Annotated in this window: 18 protein-coding genes; 7 read left to right on the top strand and 11 right to left on the bottom strand. The window is 73.3% G+C overall.

What is annotated here, in order from left to right:
* Positions 1 to 147: 147 nt before the first annotated feature.
* Positions 148 to 2,292, bottom strand: a complete 2,145-nt coding sequence (gene uvrB / locus ACFZCD_RS15960) for an excinuclease ABC subunit UvrB (RefSeq protein ID WP_391831060.1) — start codon at positions 2,290 to 2,292, stop codon at positions 148 to 150.
* Positions 2,293 to 2,515: 223 nt separating this feature from the next.
* On the opposite strand from uvrB, the gene ACFZCD_RS15955 reads away from it, so the two are divergent.
* The 4 genes from ACFZCD_RS15955 to ACFZCD_RS15940 all read left to right on the top strand — a co-directional run bounded on the left by ACFZCD_RS15955 (position 2,516) and on the right by ACFZCD_RS15940 (position 6,102).
* On the top strand, positions 2,516 to 3,472 hold the full coding sequence (locus ACFZCD_RS15955) for a glycerophosphodiester phosphodiesterase (RefSeq protein WP_391831058.1): 957 nt from the start codon (positions 2,516 to 2,518) through the stop codon (positions 3,470 to 3,472).
* 156 nt (positions 3,473 to 3,628) lie between these two features.
* Entirely contained in the window at positions 3,629 to 4,213 is a 585-nt protein-coding gene (locus ACFZCD_RS15950; protein WP_391831056.1) for a methylated-DNA--[protein]-cysteine S-methyltransferase, read from the top strand.
* A 109-nt stretch (positions 4,214 to 4,322) separates the two neighbouring features.
* The gene (locus ACFZCD_RS15945; RefSeq protein WP_391831054.1) at positions 4,323 to 5,753 is read left to right on the top strand and encodes a WGR domain-containing protein; all 1,431 of its coding nucleotides are present in this window, start codon (positions 4,323 to 4,325) and stop codon (positions 5,751 to 5,753) included.
* Positions 5,754 to 5,811: 58 nt separating this feature from the next.
* Positions 5,812 to 6,102 carry a DUF6343 family protein gene (locus ACFZCD_RS15940; RefSeq protein ID WP_391831052.1) on the top strand — a complete coding sequence of 97 codons (291 nt, stop codon included), beginning with the start codon at positions 5,812 to 5,814 and terminating at the stop codon, positions 6,100 to 6,102.
* A gap of 20 nt (positions 6,103 to 6,122) precedes the next feature.
* On the opposite strand, the gene ACFZCD_RS15935 is transcribed toward ACFZCD_RS15940, so the two are convergent.
* A complete protein-coding gene (locus tag ACFZCD_RS15935) occupies positions 6,123 to 8,312 on the bottom strand; it encodes a TIR domain-containing protein (protein ID WP_391831050.1) in 2,190 nt (729 codons plus the stop codon).
* A gap of 83 nt (positions 8,313 to 8,395) precedes the next feature.
* On the opposite strand from ACFZCD_RS15935, the gene ACFZCD_RS15930 reads away from it, so the two are divergent.
* Entirely contained in the window at positions 8,396 to 9,202 is an 807-nt protein-coding gene (locus tag ACFZCD_RS15930) for a hypothetical protein (RefSeq protein WP_391831048.1), read from the top strand.
* 141 nt (positions 9,203 to 9,343) lie between these two features.
* On the opposite strand, the gene ACFZCD_RS15925 is transcribed toward ACFZCD_RS15930, so the two are convergent.
* From ACFZCD_RS15925 to rpsA, 6 genes are all read right to left on the bottom strand, one after another.
* Positions 9,344 to 10,036, bottom strand: a complete 693-nt coding sequence (locus ACFZCD_RS15925; protein WP_391831046.1) for a hypothetical protein — start codon at positions 10,034 to 10,036, stop codon at positions 9,344 to 9,346.
* A 44-nt stretch (positions 10,037 to 10,080) separates the two neighbouring features.
* Positions 10,081 to 10,401: a WXG100 family type VII secretion target gene (locus ACFZCD_RS15920; RefSeq protein ID WP_391831044.1), complete on the bottom strand. Its 321-nt coding sequence runs from the start codon at positions 10,399 to 10,401 to the stop codon at positions 10,081 to 10,083.
* 11 nt (positions 10,402 to 10,412) lie between these two features.
* Positions 10,413 to 10,991 carry a hypothetical protein gene (locus ACFZCD_RS15915; protein ID WP_391831042.1) on the bottom strand — a complete coding sequence of 193 codons (579 nt, stop codon included), beginning with the start codon at positions 10,989 to 10,991 and terminating at the stop codon, positions 10,413 to 10,415.
* A 175-nt stretch (positions 10,992 to 11,166) separates the two neighbouring features.
* Positions 11,167 to 11,769, bottom strand: a complete 603-nt coding sequence (gene coaE, locus ACFZCD_RS15910) for a dephospho-CoA kinase (protein WP_391831041.1) — start codon at positions 11,767 to 11,769, stop codon at positions 11,167 to 11,169.
* 25 nt (positions 11,770 to 11,794) lie between these two features.
* A complete protein-coding gene (locus tag ACFZCD_RS15905) occupies positions 11,795 to 12,739 on the bottom strand; it encodes a PAC2 family protein (protein ID WP_391831039.1) in 945 nt (314 codons plus the stop codon).
* Between the two features lie 207 nt (positions 12,740 to 12,946).
* A complete protein-coding gene (gene rpsA, locus ACFZCD_RS15900; protein WP_391831037.1) occupies positions 12,947 to 14,449 on the bottom strand; it encodes a 30S ribosomal protein S1 in 1,503 nt (500 codons plus the stop codon).
* A 404-nt stretch (positions 14,450 to 14,853) separates the two neighbouring features.
* Between rpsA and ACFZCD_RS15895 the strand changes: the two genes are divergently transcribed.
* Entirely contained in the window at positions 14,854 to 15,657 is an 804-nt protein-coding gene (locus ACFZCD_RS15895) for a class I SAM-dependent methyltransferase (RefSeq protein ID WP_391831035.1), read from the top strand.
* A 161-nt stretch (positions 15,658 to 15,818) separates the two neighbouring features.
* On the top strand, positions 15,819 to 18,344 hold the full coding sequence (gene hrpB, locus ACFZCD_RS15890) for an ATP-dependent helicase HrpB (protein ID WP_391831033.1): 2,526 nt from the start codon (positions 15,819 to 15,821) through the stop codon (positions 18,342 to 18,344).
* Positions 18,345 to 18,497: 153 nt separating this feature from the next.
* Here hrpB and ACFZCD_RS15885 read toward each other — a convergent pair whose 3' ends face one another.
* The 3 genes from ACFZCD_RS15885 to ACFZCD_RS15875 are packed head-to-tail and all read right to left on the bottom strand — an operon-like array spanning position 18,498 to position 19,881.
* The gene (locus ACFZCD_RS15885) at positions 18,498 to 18,704 is read right to left on the bottom strand and encodes a hypothetical protein (RefSeq protein WP_391831343.1); all 207 of its coding nucleotides are present in this window, start codon (positions 18,702 to 18,704) and stop codon (positions 18,498 to 18,500) included.
* Positions 18,701 to 19,732: a DUF3068 domain-containing protein gene (locus ACFZCD_RS15880; RefSeq protein WP_391831031.1), complete on the bottom strand. Its 1,032-nt coding sequence runs from the start codon at positions 19,730 to 19,732 to the stop codon at positions 18,701 to 18,703. Before ACFZCD_RS15880 ends, ACFZCD_RS15885 begins: the two co-directional genes overlap by 4 nt.
* Positions 19,733 to 19,746: 14 nt before the next feature.
* Positions 19,747 to 19,881, bottom strand: coding sequence for an SPW_0924 family protein (locus ACFZCD_RS15875; protein ID WP_391831029.1), 135 nt, complete (start codon positions 19,879 to 19,881; stop codon positions 19,747 to 19,749).
* Between the last annotated feature and the right edge of the window lie 77 nt (positions 19,882 to 19,958).

Here is a 19,958-nt window from a genome sequence, read left to right as displayed (position 1 = left end):
GCCGGGCGTCCGCACGGCCTCCGCCCAGACCCTACGCACGGACCCCGACCGCGCACGAATCAGGACGGGATTTGTGGCGGTCTTGCAACATCCCGGCCCGTGTCCCCGCGCGCACCGCGCCCGCGGGGCCGGGCGGCTGCCGCGGCGTCAGGCGAGCCCGGCCTCCTTCATCTGCCGCAGCTCCTTCTTGAGCTCGCTCACCTCGTCGCGCAGCCGGGCGGCGACCTCGAACTGCAGCTCGGCGGCCGCGGCCCGCATACGGTCGGTCATGTCCTCGATCTGCTGCGCCAGTTCGGCGGCCGGCTTGTCCGTCACCGCGACGGCGCCCTTCGCCTTGGCGCCCTTGGCGGCCTTCGCCCCCTTGCCCGCCGCCTTCCCCGCGGGGACGGTGGGTGCCGGAGCCTTGCCCTTGGCGCCCTTGTCGCGGTAGCCCGAGCCCAGCAGCTCCTGGGTGTCGATCTCCTCGCGCGCGAGGGTCGCGACGATGTCGCCGATCTTCTTGCGCAGGGGCTGGGGGTCGATGCCCCGCTCCTTGTTGTAGGCGATCTGCTTCGCCCGGCGGCGGTTGGTCTCGTCGATGGCCTTGGCCATCGCCGGGGTGACCTTGTCGGCGTACATGTGGACCTGGCCGGAGACGTTGCGCGCCGCGCGGCCGATGGTCTGGATCAGGGACGTCCCCGAGCGCAGGAAGCCCTCCTTGTCGGCGTCCAGGATCGCGACGAGCGACACCTCGGGCAGGTCGAGGCCCTCGCGCAGCAGGTTGATGCCGACCAGGACGTCGTACTCGCCGGCCCGCAGCTCGCGCAGCAGCTCCACCCGGCGCAGCGTGTCGACGTCACTGTGCAGGTAGCGGACCTGGATGCCGAGCTCCAGGAAGTAGTCCGTGAGGTCCTCGGCCATCTTCTTGGTGAGGGTGGTGACCAGGACGCGCTCGTCCTTCTCGGTGCGCTTGCGGATCTCGTGCACCAGGTCGTCGATCTGGCCCTCGGTCGGCTTGACGACGACCTCGGGGTCGACCAGGCCGGTGGGGCGGATGATCTGCTCCACGAAGCCGTCCGAGCGCGAGAGCTCGTAGTTGCCGGGCGTCGCCGACAGGTAGACCGTCTGGCCGATGCGCTCGGTGAACTCCTCCCACTTCAGCGGGCGGTTGTCCATGGCCGAGGGGAGCCGGAAGCCGTGCTCGACCAGCGTGCGCTTGCGGGAGGCGTCGCCCTCGTACATGGCACCGATCTGCGGGACGGTGACGTGCGACTCGTCGATGACGAGGAGGAAGTCCTCCGGGAAGTAGTCGAGGAGGGTGTTGGGCGGGGAGCCCGGCTCGCGGTCGTCCATGTGCAGCGAGTAGTTCTCGATGCCGGAGCAGGAGCCGATCTGACGCATCATCTCGATGTCGTACGTGGTGCGCATGCGCAGCCGCTGCGCCTCCAGGAGCTTGCCCTGCTTCTCCATCCGGGCGAGGGTCTCCTCCAGCTCGGCCTCGATGCCGGCGATGGCCTTCTCCATGCGCTCGGCACCGGCGATGTAGTGGCTGGCGGGGAAGACGTACAGCTCCTGGTCGTCGGAGAGGACCTCGCCGGTGAGCGGGTGGAGCGTGGAGAGCGCCTCGATCTCGTCGCCGAACATCTCGATGCGGACGGCGAGCTCCTCGTAGACCGGGAAGATCTCGATGGTGTCGCCGCGGACGCGGAAGGTGCCGCGGGTGAACGCGAGGTCGTTGCGGGTGTACTGGATCTCGACGAAGCGGCGCAGCAGGTCGTCCCGGTCGATCTCCTGGCCGATCTTCAGCGGCACCATGCGGTCGACGTACTCCTGGGGGGTACCCAGGCCGTAGATGCAGGACACCGACGCCACCACGACGACGTCACGCCGGGTGAGCAGCGAGTTGGTGGCGGAGTGGCGCAGCCGCTCCACCTCCTCGTTGATCGAGGAATCCTTCTCGATGTACGTGTCCGACTGCGGAACGTAGGCCTCGGGCTGGTAGTAGTCGTAGTACGAGACGAAGTATTCGACGGCATTGTTGGGCAGCAGCTCGCGGAACTCATTGGCGAGCTGGGCCGCCAGGGTCTTGTTCGGCGCCATGACGAGCGTCGGCCGCTGGAGCCTCTCGATCATCCACGCGGTGGTCGCGGACTTGCCGGTGCCGGTCGCACCGAGGAGGACGACATCCTTCTCACCTGTGCGGATACGTCGCTCCAGCTCGGCGATGGCCGTGGGCTGGTCACCGCTGGGCTGGAAGGGGCTGACGACCTCGAAAGGCGCCACCTTGCGTTCGATCTTCGATACGGGCCGCATGGAACCACGGTACGACCCGCCACTGACAACGGCCGTCCACCCGGCGCCGGGCCCCTGTTCACGGGGTGAACGGCGGGCGGCGGCCCGTGGAAGGTTCTCCGCCCGCGTGCGCCTCCCGCGCCCCCGTCGCGTACTTGTGTGAGGTACGCCCATCCCGTACACCGAGGACCGGGGGCGCCGGGCGTCCGCGCCCGACCGTGTCCAGACGCCGCGAGGAGCCCGTATGCGCATCCGCCCCGTCTCCGCCGTCACCAGCGCACTGCTCGGCCTGTCCGTGCTCCTCCTCGCCGTCCCCCAGGCCCGGGCGGCCGCACCTGCCGCGAGAACCGCCTCGCAGGTGCGCACGCCGCTCGTGATCGGCCACCGCGGGGCGCCGCGCCGGGCCCCGGAGAACACGCTGGCCTCGGTCGACGAGGCGGCCGGCCTGGGGATCACCTGGGTGGAGAACGACGTGCAGCGCACCAAGGACGGCGCCCTGATCGTCATGCACGACACCACCCTGGAGCGGACCACCGACGCCGGGCGGCGCTATCCGGGCCGCGCCCCCTGGAGGATCGCGGACTTCACGCTCGCGGAGATCCGGAAGCTCGACGCGGGCAGCTGGTACGACCGCCGGTTCGCCGGTGAGCGGGTGCCCACGCTCCGGAGCTACCTGCAGCGCGTCGACCGCAACCGCCAGAAGCTGCTGCTGGAGGTCAAGGCGCCCGAGCTGTACCCGGGCATCGAGCGGCAGCTGGCGGGAGAGCTGCAGCGCGCCGGGTGGCTCGACGCACGGCACGTGCGGAACGCCCTCGTCGTGCAGTCCTTCAGCGCCCCGTCCCTGAAGGCCTTCCACCGGGTGCGGCCCGAGGTGAAGACCGGCTTCCTGGGCGCCCCGAAGGCCTCGGAGCTGCGGTCGTACGCCGCGTTCGCCGACCAGATCAACCCCCCGCACCGCGGCGTCACCGCGGCATGGGTGCGGTCGGTGCACGCCGTACGGGGCCCGCACGGGCGGCGGCTGGAGGTCTCCGCGTGGACCGTGGACAACGGCGACCGGGCCGTGGAGCTGGCCCGCATGGGGGTCGACGGCATCATCAGCAACGCCCCGCAGGAGATCGAGGAGGCCCTGGAGAACGCGACGGACGAGGAGGAGACGGAGGACGACGGTGCGCTGTCGATCCTCGGCTTCCTGGGGCTGTGACCCCCGGCCCGGGGGCCGCCCTCGGACCGCCCCGAGGCCGCCACGAGGCCGCCCCAAGGCCGCGCCGGGGCGCCGCCGGACCACGGGATCACATGATCGTGGATCACTTGTCCGGTCCTGGGCCCGGCGGCGCCCCGGACGGCCTACGCTGGCCCCATGACGGACCTGGAACCGGCCGCCGCTGCGGCCTCGCCGCCCCGGCCGCAGGAGTGGGCGTGGACCACGGTCGGCACGTCCATCGGCCCGCTGGGCCTCGCGGCGACGCCCAAGGGCCTGCTGAACGTGGTCTTCCGCGCCGGTGACGCGGAGGCGGCCGAGGCCGTGGACGGTCTCACCCGCCGCATGGGGACCGGGCCCGCCGGCGGGCCGTGCGCCGCCCGCGCCGTCCTGGACCAGGCGTCCGCCGAGCTCACGGACTACTTCGCCGGCCGCCGGGAGACCTTCTCGGTCCCGCTGGACTGGTCGCTGATCTCGGGGTTCAACCGCCGCGTGCTGCGCGAACTGGCCGCCGGCGTCCCGTACGGGACCGTGGTCAGCTACCAGGACCTGGCCGACCGCGTCGGCGAGCGCGGCGCGGCCCGGGCCGTGGGCACGGCCATGGGCAGCAATCCCCTGCCGGTCGTCGTGCCGTGCCACCGCGTCATCGAGAGCAACGGCGGCCTGGGCGGGTTCGGCAGCGGGCTGGAGATCAAACGCTCCCTCCTGTCCCTCGAAGGAGTGCTCCCCGAGCCGCTCTTCTGACCGGCGGCGCCGTTCGCACCGGTGCGCGAACGCTGATTGTCAGTGGCAGCCCCTAGCGTGCTCGGCACGGAGATCGGCCGCGCCGGCCGACGGGGAGAGGGGCATTGCCATGGCGGGAGAGACGACGTACCTGGAGCTGTCGCAGGACGGCGGCGGGGCGCACAAGTTCTACGAAGTCACGGTCGCCGGCACGTCCGTCACGGTCCGCTACGGCCGCATCGGCGCCGCGGGCCAGACCCAGACCTCCGCGTTCCCCACCGTGGAGAGGGCCCGGGCCGCGGCGGCGAAGAAGGTGGGCGAGAAGGTCCGCAAGGGCTACGCCCCGGCCGTGGCCGGACAGCGCGCCGCCCGGCCGGTGACGCGCCGTCAGGTCACCTCCGCACCGTCGACCGCGCGGGCCGTCGCCCCGGTGCTGTGGCGCTTCGACACCGGCTCGTCCGCGTTCGGCATCCACGTGGACGAGGACCGCTGCTGGGTGGGCAACCAGGCCGGGCACGTCCACACCCTCGGCCACGACGGCGAGGTCCTGGCCCGCTACCAGCTGCCGGCCGGCGTCAAGTGCCTGGTGGCGGACGACTTCTGGATCTACGCCGGGTGCGACGACGGCACGGTCTACGACCTGTCCTCCAAGCTCCCCTTCGCCGCCTACGAGATCTCCTCCGACGTCGACATCTTCTGGCTCGACATCCGCGAGGGCGTCCTCGACGTCGCCGACCGCAACGGCAGGCTGACCGTCATCGACCACGAGGACGAGCACCAGTGGTCGCGCAGGAGCAGCGGCGAGCACGCCTGGATGGTCCGCCGCGACGAGCGCGCCGTCTACCACGGCCACACGCACGGAGTCACCGCGTACGCCCCCGACGGCACCGGCGAGCTGTGGCACACGCCCACCTCCGGCTCGGTGCTGTTCGGCTGGCAGGAGGACCACGCCGTCTACGCGGGCACCAACCGCCGCGTCGTCCAGCGCCTGGGCAAGGCCACCGGTGCCGTCGAAGCCACCTACCAGTGCGACACCGTGGTCTACTCCTGCGCCACCTCCCCCGGCGGCCGCTACGTCTTCGCGGGCGACTCCTCCTCGTCGGTGTACTGCTTCGCGGCGGACGGCACCCGGCTGTGGAAGCTCGGCACGGGCGGCGGATCGGCGCTGTCCATGCAGTATCTGAACGAGAAGCTGTACATGGTCACCACCGACGGCGCGCTGGTCTGCGTCGACGCGAGCGAGAGCGCCGTCGCCGCGGCCCAGGCGGGCGACGTCCCGGTGCCCGTGGACGTCAAGTCGGCGGCGGCCGTGCCCACGTACACCCCGGCCCGCACCCTCGCCACGGTGAGCGGGGCCCCCGCGGCGGGCGTCGTGGTCGAGTGCGTCCAGGAGGCGGGCCGGCTGCGCGTCCACGTCGTCTCCGAGGGCTACGACCCGGGCTGGAACGTCCAGTTCCCCCGCCACATACGCGAGGCCGGCGCCCGCTACGTCATCGACGCCCTCTCCCCCGCGGCCGGCGGCTTCTACCGCGTGCGGGGCGAGATCCGGCGCCTGGTCTGAGCCGCGCCTTCCGGGCGACCGGTGCCCGGGTGGATGCTGGAGGGGGAGATGCACCGCCATGCGTACCGGGAACGAACCGATCACGGCCCGCAGCCCGCTGCGGCTGCGCTGCGGACTGGCCGCCTGGGGCCTGGCCTGGGCCGTCGCGGGCACCGTGCTGTTCGCGATCACCGGCCATCCCGGGTGGGCCGCCGCCTGCGGGGTCCTGGTCGCCGTGACCGCCGTCGACCTGGCCCTGGTGATCCGCCACATCCGGCAGGGCCCGCACTACCAGCCGGGCCGGGACGTCCCGCCGTACCGGCCCGTCAGCGACCGCCGGGACCCGCCGCGGGGCGGCCCCGGCCCGTAGCGGACGCCCCCGCGGAGCCCTCAGCGCGGGCGGGGGCCGGCCGGCTGGGGGCCGGCCGCGGGGAGGCCGAAGTCCGCTCCGGAGATGCCGGCGAGCTCGCCGACGATGCGCAGCAGCGGTGTGCGCAGCTCCGTGAGGGCAGCACGCATGGCCGGGGCGTCGGGCCATGCCTGCTCGTGGGCGACCGGGCTCGTGCCCTCCGGGCGGAGCGCCTCGTGGGCGGCCAGCCGGGGGTGCCATTCGCTGGTGAAGGGCCGCAGCGTGCGGTTGAGGAGGTCGTCGGCGATCGCGTGGACGGTGCGGGCGCCGCGGGGCGGCGGGCCCTCGGCGAGGTTGATGCTGTACTGCCGCAGCGTGGAGCGCGTGAACTCGAACATCGCGCGGAGCGAGCCGAGGGCTTCGCGCAGGCTGCCGGTGCCGGGGGCGAGCTCCTGGACGCCGACGCGGGTGGCGAGTTCGACCTGCAGGTCGAAGGCGGCCATCCGCTCCAGCTCGCCGGGCGCGCCGGCGGGCGGCGCGGGCGTGTGCGGTGTCATCCGCGGCTCCCTCGTGCTGCTCGTGCCGGCCGCGGGCGGCCGGGCTCCGACGCGGCCCAGCGTAGTGCCGTGGGAGGTGCGCAGGGCCCGTATGACGGCGTGCCGCAGCTGTTCGGCCCGGCCGGGCTCGGGGTCGTGGCGCAGCCAGGCGTGGACGGTGAGCGGGTGGACCGACCAGGAGCGGGTGCCCGCGGGGGCGAGGATGCCGCGGCCGCGCAGGACGGCGATGCCCGCGTCCAGGCGGCGGGCGGTGGCGAGGTCGGGCACGGCGCTGCCCGGTGACAGGGCCCGTACGGCGTCGTCCCTGGTCAGCGGGGTCGGCGAGAAGGCCGCCGCGAGGCGCAGGGCGTCCATCGCGCCCGGCCCCGCGGTCCACACGTCGCGCACGAGGGCGGCGGTCACCCCGGCGGGATAGCCGGTCGGCAGGACGCGGTCCCGCGCGAGGGTGTCCAGGAGCGAGCGGCCGGGGGTGTGGAAGCGGTCGAGGAGCGTGCCGTAGCCGTCGGCCGCGGCGGAGGACAGCAGGTCGAGTGCGAGGGGGTGCCCGCCGACGGCCGTGCAAAGCGCCTCGGCCGCCGCCCGCTCCTCGGGAGAGGCGGGCTCGGTGGCGCGGGTGAGCAGCGCGTACGCCTCGCCGGGCGGCAGCGGGTCCAGGTCGACGGGGGTGGCGAGCGTGTCGTAGCGGCGGCTGCGGGTGGTCAGCAGGGTGCGGCCCAGCGGGTGGGGCGCGCACAGCCGGGCCACCTGATGGGCGGTCAGCTGGTCGGGGAGGTCGTCCACGACCCAGAGGAACGGTTCGCCGGTCTGCGCGAAACGGGCGTGCAGCCGGGCCGTGACGTCCTCCGCACCGCCCTCGGCCGGCAGGCCGTGCGCGGCGGCCAGGGCACGCAGACCGCGCTCGTAGGGCGCGTACGGCGATGCGGGGCCGTCCTGCTCCCCGGCGGCGTCGCGGGGGCCGTACGGGTCGCGGGTCAGCCAGTGGATGCCGCCCGGGTAGGCGGCGGCGAACCGCGTCGCGTACTCCTGCGCCAGCAGCGTCTTGCCGGCCCCCGCCATGCCCCGGACCTGCACCGGCCGCGCGGCCGAGTGGCCGGTGGTGAGCGGCGCGGCGTGCTGGTGCAGGCAGCTGTGCACCTGCCACAGGTACGGCAGGCGGCCGGTGAAGGCGGGCGCGGGCGACGGCGGCGGGCCCGGGAACCAGCCGGCCGCCGCGGCCTCGGTCGCCCCGATGGTGCCGGTGAGCGCCGCGACGTGCGCCCGCACGTCCGCCACCAGGGCATCGAGCCCGGCCGCGCCGGCCGGCAGCGCCCAGTGCTTGGCGTCGCGCAGCTCCACGGGGTGGATGTGCCCGGTGCCCGGCTCGGGGTTGACGACCATGACGCGGCGGCGCGGGTCGCCCTCGGCGAGACCGGCGAGGTAGGCGGCGGTCAGCTCCCACTGGCACGCCTGACGCGTGGGGTACGCCTCGGAATAGCACGCCAGCAGGGCCTTCGAGCGGGCCAGGCCGTCGCGGATGGTGTCGCTGATGGCGGCGAAGCCCGCGACGGTGACCTCGTCGACGAAGACCGCGAGCCCGGAGGCGAGCAGCCGGTCGCGGAGCAGAGCTATGCGCTGGGCGTCGCCGCGGCTGTAGCTGAGGAACACATCCCAGGTGCGGGCGCCCTGTCCCTCCACGCTCTCTCTCCTACGGTGTTCCGGCCGATACCTGTCTGCTGCGGCCGGGCCTACCTTACTGTGGGGGCTCGGGGAGGAAGATCATGCGACGGATACGCAACGCCGCCGGCCGGGCCAGGCCGAAGCAGATCACGGTCCGGATGGCCATTCCGATGCTGGGCGACATCACGGGCGTCTGGGAGCCGGTGGAGGCCGAGCGCAAGGCCGCCTGGGAGCTGTACGCCGAGCTGGCCACGCGCATCTCCACCGTGGAACTGGGCCCGGAGGACGGTTTCCTGAGGGAGGCCCTGTCCTCCTTCTACAGCCTCTTCGGCACCACGCGCGACATCCTGCGCCGCTACGGCCCCGAGGTCGCCCCGCGCCGCGGCCCGGGCGAGATCACCTTCGGGGCCCTGGCGGTCACGGTCCTCAACCAGGGCCTCCGCCCGGTCCTGGCCGCCTGGCACCCGCGCCTCGCCGCGTACGAGTCCCTGCGCCCGCCGGACGTGGACCCGGTCACGTACGAGCGCGGCTGGGAGCACGCGGCGGAGCTGCGGGCGGAGATCGCCCGGGTGCGGGAGGTCCTGGTGGCCCTGGCGAACGCCCTGTCGGAGGTGGCGGGCTCGGCGGACCTGTTACGACCGGCCACAATGCCCTCCCCCCCCCGGAGGCCGGGGAGGACTGACAACGTCCGGGGTGGTCAGTACGGGTGGGTGTCCCGGTCGGAGGCGGGCGCCGCGAGGGCGCGCCGGGCCTCGTCCGCGTACCGGGCGCGTTCCTCTTCGGGTAGTGCCTGCCATGCCGTCCGCAGGGCGCGGGTGGCCTCGCCCAGGGCCTCGGCGTACGCCCCGACCCGCATGGCCTCCCGCAGGCCCGCACGGCCGGTGAGGACGTCGCGGGCCATCTCCTGAAGCACGTCGCCCGCGCTTCCGGCGGCGAGCCTCCGCAGCGCCTCGTGGAGGGCGCGCGCCCGGTCGGCGCCGCGTCCGCGGGTCACGAACTCTTCGAATCCCACGTGCTGTTCCGTCATGTGCTGCTGCCGGTCTCCGGTCTCAGACTGCGGGGTGGTCGTATCCCGCGCGGGGGACGGGGAAGGTGCTGAGCCCGGCCAGGGCCTCGGCGCCGATCCGGCCCAGGACGCCGTGGCCGGCGTGCACGCGCTTCTGGAGCGCGGTGGCGATCCGGATCATGTTCTCCCACTCCTTCAGGATCATCAGCAGTTCGCGGGTGCCCATCGCGGCTGCCGCGGCCGCAGCGGTTCCGCCCGTGGCCGCCCCGGCCGCGGTGATGAGGCTCGTGGTGATCAGCGCGTCGAGCATCGCTCCGAGGCAGTCGCCGATGGCTGCCCCGGCATACATGACGGCCTGGGCGACGGCGAGGTATTCGGTGCTCATCGTGTCCAGGGACGCGTGGAAGTCCTCGAGGTTCCCGGCGAGGGCGGAGAAATAGCGTGCGGCCGACTCGGCGGCGTTGCCGTCCCAGACCGCGTCGATGCGTGTGCTCCCGGAGCGGAGGTTGCGCGCGACGGCGGCGCAGGCCCGCCCTGTCTCCCGCCATGCGGAAGCACACGTGGAATAGGCGTCCCAGTCGCCGGTGAGGAATTTCTCGGCCCATTTCAGGGGGTCCTCACCCACGTACAGCTCCGCCAGTTTGAGGAGCCAGCCGGCCGGGCTGAGGGCCTCCGCCGCGTCGTTGAACGCCTTGAGCGGGTCGAGTTCCCAGTCCTCCGGTTTGCCGGGCGGCACGAGACACTCCGTCGGCTCCGTCACATCGGGAAACGCTGCAGCCGTCACCGCTTCGCGTCCTTCTCCCGGATCGCCGCGTCGAATGCGGCGGCGGTGCCACGATCGGTGCGGCGGTAATAGGCGGCCGCCGTGGCGAGCTCCTCCGAAGAGGCCTGCAGGACGTCGGCCATGCGCCGGAGGGCGCTCAGGACGTCATCGCGCAAGGGATTGTGACAGAGGGCCACGTCTTCGAACACGCCTCCCGCCGACTGCGGAAGCGCGGAATGCCGCCGCGCATACGCCAGCACTTCGCGCATGTCCTCGGCCCCCCTGCCGACCTGCCGCGCAAACGCTTCGAGCTGCCCGGGCTCGACCTTCAGGTCCACGGTTTCCCCTTTCACGGCATGACGAGCGACAGCACGGCGCACGCGGCGGTCCCGGCTCCGCCGGTCCGCAGCAGCCAGGTGACGTACGGCCCTGCGGACGTCCGGCGCAGCGCCTCCCAAGAGGCCCTCATCTCCTCGGAGGTCTTCGCACGGTGGCCGACCACCGTGACCATCACGCCGAAAGCCACCATCAGCAGCCCGGCGAAGAAGAAGGCCAGCCGCCCCCAGAAGAACCGCCCGCTGATCGCCTGATAGCCGTGGTCCCCGCGATAGACGCGCACCCTCTCGCCCGCCACGTACCAGCCGCGAATCCCGGATCCGTCCCGCACGGCCCGGCCGCCGCCGTCCGCGCGGAAAGAGCCGGAACACACGTCATACGTGCCCGAGGAACCCCTGCGCTCCTCGCACCGCTCCACGACGAGCGTGCCCTTGTGCACCGCGAACCCGGCTGACTTCTCCGCCTGCCGGACCATGAACGCCATGCAGGCCAGCGACATCACGACGATGCCGACACCGGCAATACGCGGCAGTATCCGCGGCTCGGGCAGCGCGGTGAAAGGGCTCGTCGCGGCTAACTCGGGCATGGCCATGGAAGGTCTCCTTGAGGGGGGAATGAGGAGACCCTATGCACACGGCACCGAGTGAACGCCGCCCGAAAGCAGGCGCGTTATCGCGGCCGTCGGGCCCGAGCCCTTGTGCCGCTTGCGCCACCAAGCCGTGCGGGCCCCACCGCGCCTCACCCGATAGGACGAACGGCTGTGATGACTATCGGCCCGCGCTGCGTTCGCGCAGTTGCTTCCAGACCTTTGCCACCTGGGGCTCCAGGGCCTCCAGCGGGCCGTCGTTGTCGATGACGATGTCGGCGACGGAGAGCCGCTCCTCGCGGGTGGCCTGGGCGTTCATACGGGCCCGGGCCTCCTCGGGAGCCATGCCGCGGAGGCGGACCAGGCGGTCCAGGCGGGTGGCGGTGCCGGCGTCCACGACGACCACCAGGTCGTAGAGCGGGGCCAGGCCGTTCTCGGCGAGGAGGGGGACGTCATGGACGACGACGGCGTCCGGTGCGGCGGCGGCTTCCAGTTCGGCGGAGCGGGCCCGGACGAGGGGGTGGACGATGGCGTTGAGAGCGGCGAGGCGGCCGGGGTCCGCGAAGACGATCGCGCCCAGCTTGGGGCGGTCGAGCGCGCCCTCGGCGGTGAGGACCGCGTCACCGAACTCGGCGACGACCGCGGCCAGTCCGGGCGTGCCCGGCTCGACCACTTCGCGTGCGATCCGGTCGGAGTCCACGATCACCGCGCCGTACGACGCGAGCAGCCGCGACACCTCGCTCTTGCCGGCTCCGATTCCGCCCGTGAGGCCCACTCTCAGCATGGGCCCCACGGTATCGGGCGGGCGGTCAGTGACCGCTCTCGCCCTCCCTGTCGGCGAGGAAGCGCTCGAACTCCGCGCCCAGTTCGTCGGCGGAGGGCAGCTCCACGGGCTCGGCCACGAGGTTGCCGCGGGTCTCCGCGCCGGACACCGCGTCGTACTGGTGCTCAAGGCCCCGGACGAGGGCCACGAGCTCCTCGTCGCCCTCGGCGATCTGCCGCTCGATCTCCTCCTGCGTGCGCAGCGCCTCGGAGCGCAGGGCGTGCGCGGCGCTGGGCAGCACCAGGCCGGTGGCGGCCGTGACCGCTTCGAGGGCCGTGAGGGCCGCGTCCGGGTACGGGGAGCGGGCGACGTAGTGCGGGACGTGGGCGGCGACACCCAGGACGGCGTGACCGGACTCCGCCAGGCGGTACTCGACGAGCGCCTCGGCGCTGCCCGGCACCTGCGCCTCGTCGAAGAAGCTGCGGTGACCCGGCATCAGGTCGGTGCGGTTGCCGTGCGGCGTGATGCCGACGGGGCGGGTGTGGGGGACGCCCATGGGGATGCCGTGGAAGTTGACGGACAGCCGGACACCGAGCCGCTCCACCAGCTGCCGGACGGCGGCGGCGAACCGCTCCCACTCCACGTCCGGCTCGGGGCCGGACAGCAGCAGGAAGGGGGCGCCCGTCGCGTCCTGCACGATGCGCAGCTCGATCGCCGGGGTCTCGTAGGCGCTCCAGCGGTCCCGCTGGAAGGTCAGCAGCGGCCGGCGGGCCCGGTAGTCGATGAGCCGGTCGTGGTCGAAGCGGGCCACGACCTGGTGCGGCAGCGCGTCCAGGAGGCGCGAGACGATCAGCTCGCCGGTCTCCCCCGCGTCGATGTAGCCGTCGAAGTGGTAGAGCATGACCAGGCCGGCCGTGTCCTGGGCCAAGGCCAGGTCGGCCACGGCGAGCCCCTTGGGCTCCCATTCGTACAAACCCTGCGGATCCAACACAGTGACCGCTCCTCCTCATGTTCCGTACCGAGGAACGCGCCTGGAGGGCCCGGCCATTCCCGCCTTCCGGATCACGTCGGTGCATCTCACATGACGGAACGGCCGCACGGGGCGCCCCTCACCAGGTAAGGAGAGCATGAGTAAGGCCCGCTCCCCAAGGGGAACGGGCCTTACTCAGTCAGCTGTCAGCTGCCGTGGTGCAGAGCCTCAGCTCTGGCCGCCGGCGAGCTTCTCGCGGAGGGCGGCCAGCGCCTCGTCCGACGCCAGGGCGCCGGAGGTGTCGGCCGACTCCGAGGAGTACGAGCCGCCGGAGACCTGGGCGCCACCGGCCTGCGGGGCAGCCTGAGCACCCTCGGCCGCAGCCTCGGCGTCCGCCTCGCGGGACTTGATGACCTGCGCCTGGTGCTGCTCGAAGCGCTGCTGCGCCTCGGCGTACTGGCGCTCCCACTCCTCGCGCTGCTTCTCGTAGCCCGGCAGCCAGTCGTTGGCCTCGGGGTCGAAGCCCTCGGGGTAGATGTAGTTGCCCTGGTCGTCGTAGGACGCGGCCATGCCGTACAGGGTCGGGTCGAACTCGACCACGGACGGGTCGGCACCGAAGGACTCGTTGGCCTGCTTCAGCGAGAGGCTGATGCGACGGCGCTCGAGGTCGATGTCGATGACCTTGACGAAGATCTCGTCGTTGACCTGGACGACCTGCTCCGGGATCTCCACGTGGCGCTCGGCCAGCTCGGAGATGTGGACCAGGCCCTCGATGCCCTCGTCGACGCGGACGAACGCACCGAACGGAACGAGCTTGGTGACCTTACCCGGGACGACCTGACCGATCTGGTGGGTCCGGGCGAACTGCTGCCACGGGTCTTCCTGGGTGGCCTTGAGGGACAGGGACACGCGCTCGCGGTCCATGTCGACGTCGAGAACCTCGACGGTGACCTCCTGGCCGACCTCGACAACCTCGGACGGGTGGTCGATGTGCTTCCAGGACAGCTCGGAGACGTGGACGAGACCGTCGACGCCGCCCAGGTCCACGAAGGCACCGAAGTTGACGATGGAGGAGACGACGCCGGAGCGCACCTGACCCTTCTGCAGGGTGGTGAGGAAGGTCTGGCGGACCTCGCTCTGGGTCTGCTCCAGCCAGGCACGGCGGGACAGGACCACGTTGTTGCGGTTCTTGTCCAGCTCGATGATCTTGGCCTCGAGCTCCTTGCCCACGTAGGGCTGCAGGTCGCGGACGCGGCGCATCTCGACCAGGGAGGCCGGCAGGAAGCCACGGAGGCCGATGTCGAGGATGAGACCACCCTTGACGACCTCGATGACGGTACCGGTGACGATCCCGTCCTCTTCCTTGATCTTCTCGATGGTGCCCCAGGCACGCTCGTACTGGGCGCGCTTCTTCGAGAGGATCAGGCGGCCTTCCTTGTCCTCCTTCTGGAGAACAAGGGCCTCGATCTCGTCGCCGACCTTGACGACCTCGTTCGGGTCGACGTCGTGCTTGATCGAGAGCTCGCGGGAGGGGATGACACCCTCGGTCTTGTAACCGATGTCGAGCAGGACCTCGTCCCGGTCGACCTTCACGATGACGCCGTCGACGATGTCGCCGTCGTTGAAGTACTTGATCGTCTCGTCGATCGCGGCGAGGAAGGCTTCCTCGTTACCGATGTCGTTGACCGCAACCTGCGGGGTGGTGGCGGTGGTCTCGGTGCTGCTCGTCATGTGGGAAAGGGCTCCGGTACGGACATTGAGTCGTAGGTACTGCTACGCCGAGAGCCCGTATCGCACTGCCGAAGCCGGACAGCCTTGGAAGCGCACCTTCCGAAGAGTCCGAAGACTCCGGAAGCGCCTCTCCAACCGAGGGGACATACAACAAGTGCGAGCGCGGCCTGCTCCGTCTGAGGCGCGCAGGCCCGCAGCGCAACTTGTAGCATACGGGGGCAGCCGGGCACGGTCAATGCGCGAAGGCGCACACCCGGGACGAATCCCTTCATACCGGGCACAACTTCTGTTGTGCGAGGCCACGACGGCCCGACGCGTCCCGCGGCCGCGCGCCCCGGATGCCCCAGAAACCCGGCCTGTCCCGGCCGGGCACGACCACACTACTGCCGGGGGCACGACCGCCGATGATCCACGAGTACGAACCCGAAGCCACCCGGCGCGCCACGGGCGAGACCGAGAGCAGCCGGGCCAGCCGCGGCTGGTGGGACCGCAACGCCGACGAGTACCAGACCGAGCACGGCGCCTTCCTCGGCGACGACCGCTTCGTCTGGGGTCCCGAGGGGCTCGACGAGGCCGACGCCGCCCTGCTGGGCCCGGCGAGCGGCCTCAAGGGGCTCGACGTCCTGGAGATCGGCGCGGGCGCCGCCCAGTGCTCCCGCTGGCTCGCCGCCCAGGGGGCCCGCCCGGTGGCCCTGGACCTCTCCCACCGCCAGCTCCAGCACGCGCTGCGCATCGGCGGGAACGTTCCCCTGGTCGAGGCCGACGCGGGCGCCCTGCCCTTCGCCGACGGCTCCTTCGACCTGGCCTGCTCCGCGTACGGGGCGGTGCCCTTCGTCGCGGACCCGGTGCGCGTGATGCGCGAGGTGCGGCGCGTGCTGCGGCCCGGCGGACGCTGGGTCTTCTCCGTCACCCACCCCATACGCTGGGCGTTCCCCGACGAGCCGGGCCCCGAGGGCCTGTCCGTCGCGGCCTCCTACTTCGACCGCACCCCTTATGTGGAGCAGGACGAGCAGGGGCGCGCCGTCTATGTGGAGCACCACCGCACGCTCGGCGACCGGGTGCGGGACGTGGTCGCGGCGGGGTTCCGGCTGACCGACCTGGTCGAGCCGGAGTGGCCCGCCTGGAACACGCAGGAGTGGGGCGGCTGGTCCCCGCTGCGGGGGAACCTCATCCCGGGGACGGCGATCTTCGTCTGCGAGCGGGATTAGGACCGGCTCCGTCCGCGTCCGGGGCCAGGGCCTGGCCCCGGACCCGGACCGGGGCAGGGGTCCTTCCGGCGGACCGCTGATCTGCGCGTTATCTGCGCGCCGGTTCCGTGACCGCGCATTCCGCCGGACGGTCCGCGGGCCCGCTGGGCGAGACTGGGCCTGTGATCCACCGTGACCTCCTCGACCGGCTGCCCGTCCGCTCCGCCCTGCCCGCCCTCGCCCGCGCGCTCGACGCGCACGGCGCGGCGGTGCTGTGCGCACCGCCCGGCACCGGCAAGACCACCCTCGTGCCGCTGGTCCTCGCGGGGCTGACCGGAGAGGGCCCGCGGCAGCGCGTCGTGGTCGCCGAGCCGCGCCGGATCGCCGCGCGGGCCGCGGCGCGGCGCATGGCGTGGCTGCTCGGCGAGGGCGTGGGCGAGCAGGTGGGCTTCACCGTGCGCGGGGAGCGGCGGGTGGGGCCGCGGACGTTGGTCGAGGTCGTCACCACCGGTGTGCTGGTGCAGCGGCTGCAGCGCGATCCCGAGCTCGCGGGCGTGGGTGCCGTGGTGCTGGACGAGTGCCACGAGCGGCACCTCGACGCCGACACCGCGGCCGCCTTCCTCCTGGACGTACGGGCTGCCCTGCGGCCCGAGCTGCGGCTGGTGGCGGCGTCGGCGACGACGGACGCCGAGGGCTGGGCCCGGCTGCTCGGTGACGCCCCGGTGGTGACGGCGGAGAGCGTCGCGCATCCGGTCGAGGTCGTGTGGGCGCCGCCGGAGCGGCCCGTGCGGCCTCCGCACGGCATGCGGGTGGATCCGGCGCTGCTGGAGCACGTCGCCGGTGTCGTGCGGCGGGCGCTTCGGGAGCGGGAGGGGGACGTGCTGTGCTTCCTGCCGGGTGTGGGGGAGATCGCGCGCGTGGCGGGCCGGCTGGGTGACCGGGAGGCGCTGGGGGCCGAGGTGCTGCAGGTGCACGGGCGGGCTCCGGCCGCGGTGCAGGACGCGGTGCTGGCCGGCTCGTCCGGGGGCCGGCGGGTGGTGCTGGCGACGTCCGTGGCGGAGTCCAGCCTGACGGTGCCCGGGGTGCGGGTCGTGGTGGACGCGGGTCTGGCCCGGGAGCCCCGTACGGACCACGCTCGCGGGCTGAGCGCGCTCACGACCGTACGGGCGTCGCGGGCCGCGGGCCGGCAGCGGGCCGGGCGGGCGGGGCGTGAGGCGCCGGGGACGGTGTACCGCTGCTGGACGGAGGCCGAGGACGGGCGGTTGCCGGGCTTCCCGGCGGCGGAGATCACGGTGGCCGATCTGACGGCCTTCGCGCTGCAGGCCGCGTGCTGGGGCGACCCCGGAGCGTCCGGGCTGGCGCTGCTGGACCCGCCGCCCGCCGGTGCGATGGCCGCGGCCCGCGAGGTGCTGGTGGCCACGGGCGCGGTGTCGGCCGACGGCCGGCCCACGGAGCGCGGGCGGCGCATGGCGCGCCTGGGTGTGCATCCCCGGCTCGCGCGCGCCCTCCTGGACGGGGCCCGTGAGGCCGGTGCGCGGCGTGCGGCGGAGGTGGTGGCCCTGCTGAGCGAGGAGCCGCCGCGTGAGTACGGGGACGATCTGGCGGCGGCTTGGCGTACGGCCCGGCGCGGTGGTGACGCGTACGGCGCGCGCTGGCGTGCGGAGGCGCGGCGGCTGGAGGGGGCGCTGTCGGGCTCCGGCGGGGCGCCTCCGGTTGCGGGGGATCTGCCGGACGATGCCGTGGCGGGGCTGGTCACCGCGCTCGCCTATCCCGAGCGGGTGGCCCGGCTGCGCGGTGAGGCCGCGTATCTGATGGTGTCCGGGACGGGGGCGCAGCTCGGGGAGGGGTCGCGGCTGCGGAGTGCGCCGTGGCTCGCGGTGGCCGTCGCCGACCGGCCGGTGACGTCGGCGTCGGCGCGGGTGCTGCTGGGTGCGGCGATCGGCGAGGACACGGCGCGGGCGGCCGCGGGCGCGCTGTACGCGGAGGGCGAGGAGGTCGGCTGGTCGGAGGAGCGGCGGGACGTGGTGGCGCGGCGGGTCGAGCGGCTCGGCGCGGTCGAGCTGGCGTCCCGTCCGCTGGCCGAGCCGGATCCGGAGCTGCTGCGGGCCGCGCTGGAGGAGGGGCTGCGGCGGGAGGGGCCGGGCCTGCTGCGGTGGACGGCCGAGGCGGCTGGGCTGCGGCAGCGGCTGGCGTTCCTCCACCGCGAGCTGGGCGAGCCGTGGCCGGACGTCTCGGACGCCGCGCTGCTGGAGCGGCTGGACGACTGGCTCGGCTGGGAGCTGGGCCGGGCGCGGCGGCGGTCCGATCTGGAGCGGGTGGACGGCGGCAAGGCGCTGCAGCGGCTCCTGCCGTGGGCGTCCGGGGACGCCGCGCGCCTGGAGGAGCTGGCGCCGGAGCGGATCGAGGTGCCCAGCGGTTCGCGGATCCGGGTGGACTACGGCGGCGGGCAGCCGGTGCTGGCGGTGAAGCTGCAGGAGCTGTTCGGCTGGCAGGAGACGCCGCGGCTGGCGGGCGGGCGCGTGCCGCTGCTCGTCCACCTGCTGTCCCCGGCGGGGCGGCCCGCGGCGGTCACGGCGGACCTGGCGTCGTTCTGGCGCGACGGCTACCGCGCGGTGCGGGCGGAGCTGCGGGGACGCTATCCCCGTCACCCCTGGCCGGAGGACCCGGCGTCGGCGGCTCCGACGCGCCGGGCGACGGGCGGCCACTGAGCGCCGTCGCGCGCCGGGGCCCGTGCGCCGTCGCAGGCCGTGCGGCAGGGGTCGTGCGGCGGCCCGTCGTCGCGGCGGACCAGGTGTTCCCGCGCACCCATTCTTCCGCCGCGACGGCGGGCCGCCACGTTCAGGGGCTCCGGCGAGCGCGCCTCAGGGGAGGTAGCGCTCGACCGCTGCCGGGCCCTTCTCCTCGATGAGCCGCTTCGCGCGCTCCACGCGCTCCGGTGTCACGTCCCGGCCGGAGGCCATGACCAGGTCCTCGGGGTCGATCGGCCGCTCACCCCCGGTGTACAGCCGGGTCGGCCGGGACGTGGTGGATCCGTCGTCCGTCTTCTCCTTCGCGGTCTTCTCCTTCACGGCGAGCCTCCTCTGCTCCGTGCGGCCCTCTTCCCCGGGGCCTGCCGCTCGGTTTTCCCTCCATCGTGTGCCTTTTGCCGGATAAATGCACGACGAGGACGAGCGCGGGTTTCCAGGAGCAGGGCCAGGGCCGCCGACGCACCGCCCAGAATCGCGCTCCCCCACGGAAGCCACGAGGTCAGCAGGAGCACGAGCCGGCGCTGGGAGGTCACCTGGGCGACGGTGGCGTCGACGTAGTCGGCGCGCATCTTCACGTGCCCGGCGAAGGCGGTGACCGGTTTCTTCCCGGGGTGGCCGGTCCAGCGCAGCTCCTCGCGGTGGATCTCCTCGCCGTTGACGGGGGCGCCGGTCACGGGGTCGACCCAGAACATGCGCCGCGTCGTGTACCAGCGCTCCAGGCCCAGCGCGCGGACGGCCTCCGGTGTGACGCCGAACGGCATGGTCCTGGGCAGGGGCACGCTGGTCCAGGGGACGGTCTGCTCGAAGTAGTAGACGTCCAGTCCGCGGAACGAGCGGGTGCCCCGGTAGTGGATGGGCGCGGAGGTGCGGGTCTGCATGTCGAAGTAGCGGTAGTCGCGCTTCTCGGTGAGGAAGGGCCACTTGTATTCGATGCCGTCCCGCCGTACGGCCGTGCCGTCGACGTGTTCGCCGCCGGCGTGCACGGGCTGCTGGCTGTGGGCGTCGAAGACGTACCGCTCGGGGATCCGGGAGACCATTGCGCCACCGGGCCCGCTGACGTGGGTGAGGGTGTCCCAGACGACGACGTCGCGCCCGGTCTCGCGCCTGACCTTGCGGGCTTCTTCGACGTTGCCCTTGAGGGTCTGGACGAGGGTCACCTCGGGGACGGTCCGCGGTTCCATGCGGGCGTAGTCGAGAAGGGTCGCGTCCTTCGCCTCCAGGACGACCGTCTGGTACGTGCCCGCCGGGACCTTGGCGAGGCGGGGGAAGGCGTACCAGCGCAGCAGCGGGGCGAGGGCTGTGAGGAACACGGCCACCCCGAGAAGGACGAGGCTCGCTCTGCGGCGCACGGCGCGGCCGGCCGTCAGGGGTGCGCGGGGGCGGCGGTGAGCAGGGGCTTCGGGGAGGTGGTGCCCTCGGGCGGGCCGATCGCGGTGACGGCGAGGACGAGGGCGAAGGCGGCGGCCAGTCCGGCGGCCGCGGCGGCCAGTGCGCGCATGGTGAGCCTCCCGGCGGAAACCCCGCACCTGACGCCCAGTCAGGAATGGGGGGAGGGGCACGGTAGCAACGCACGGC

Source organism: Streptomyces sp. NPDC008001 (genome assembly GCF_042958085.1).
Taxonomy (GTDB): Bacteria; Actinomycetota; Actinomycetes; order Streptomycetales; family Streptomycetaceae; genus Streptomyces.
Note: the sequence above shows the minus strand (reverse complement) of the source record. Positions and strands in the feature narration are given on the sequence as shown.

Bases quoted from the DNA above. Each gene is read 5' to 3' on its own strand.
- uvrB (WP_391831060.1), bottom strand. From the start codon at position 2,292: ATGCGGCCCGTATCGAAGATCGAACGCAAGGTGGCGCCTTTCGAGGTC.
- ACFZCD_RS15955 (WP_391831058.1), top strand. From the start codon at position 2,516: ATGCGCATCCGCCCCGTCTCCGCCGTCACCAGCGCACTGCTCGGCCTG.
- ACFZCD_RS15950 (WP_391831056.1), top strand. From the start codon at position 3,629: ATGACGGACCTGGAACCGGCCGCCGCTGCGGCCTCGCCGCCCCGGCCG.
- ACFZCD_RS15945 (WP_391831054.1), top strand. From the start codon at position 4,323: ATGGCGGGAGAGACGACGTACCTGGAGCTGTCGCAGGACGGCGGCGGG.
- ACFZCD_RS15940 (WP_391831052.1), top strand. From the start codon at position 5,812: ATGCGTACCGGGAACGAACCGATCACGGCCCGCAGCCCGCTGCGGCTG.
- ACFZCD_RS15930 (WP_391831048.1), top strand. From the start codon at position 8,396: ATGCGACGGATACGCAACGCCGCCGGCCGGGCCAGGCCGAAGCAGATC.
- ACFZCD_RS15915 (WP_391831042.1), bottom strand. From the start codon at position 10,991: ATGGCCATGCCCGAGTTAGCCGCGACGAGCCCTTTCACCGCGCTGCCC.
- coaE (WP_391831041.1), bottom strand. From the start codon at position 11,769: ATGCTGAGAGTGGGCCTCACGGGCGGAATCGGAGCCGGCAAGAGCGAG.
- rpsA (WP_391831037.1), bottom strand. From the start codon at position 14,449: ATGACGAGCAGCACCGAGACCACCGCCACCACCCCGCAGGTTGCGGTC.
- ACFZCD_RS15895 (WP_391831035.1), top strand. From the start codon at position 14,854: ATGATCCACGAGTACGAACCCGAAGCCACCCGGCGCGCCACGGGCGAG.
- ACFZCD_RS15875 (WP_391831029.1), bottom strand. From the start codon at position 19,881: ATGCGCGCACTGGCCGCCGCGGCCGCCGGACTGGCCGCCGCCTTCGCC.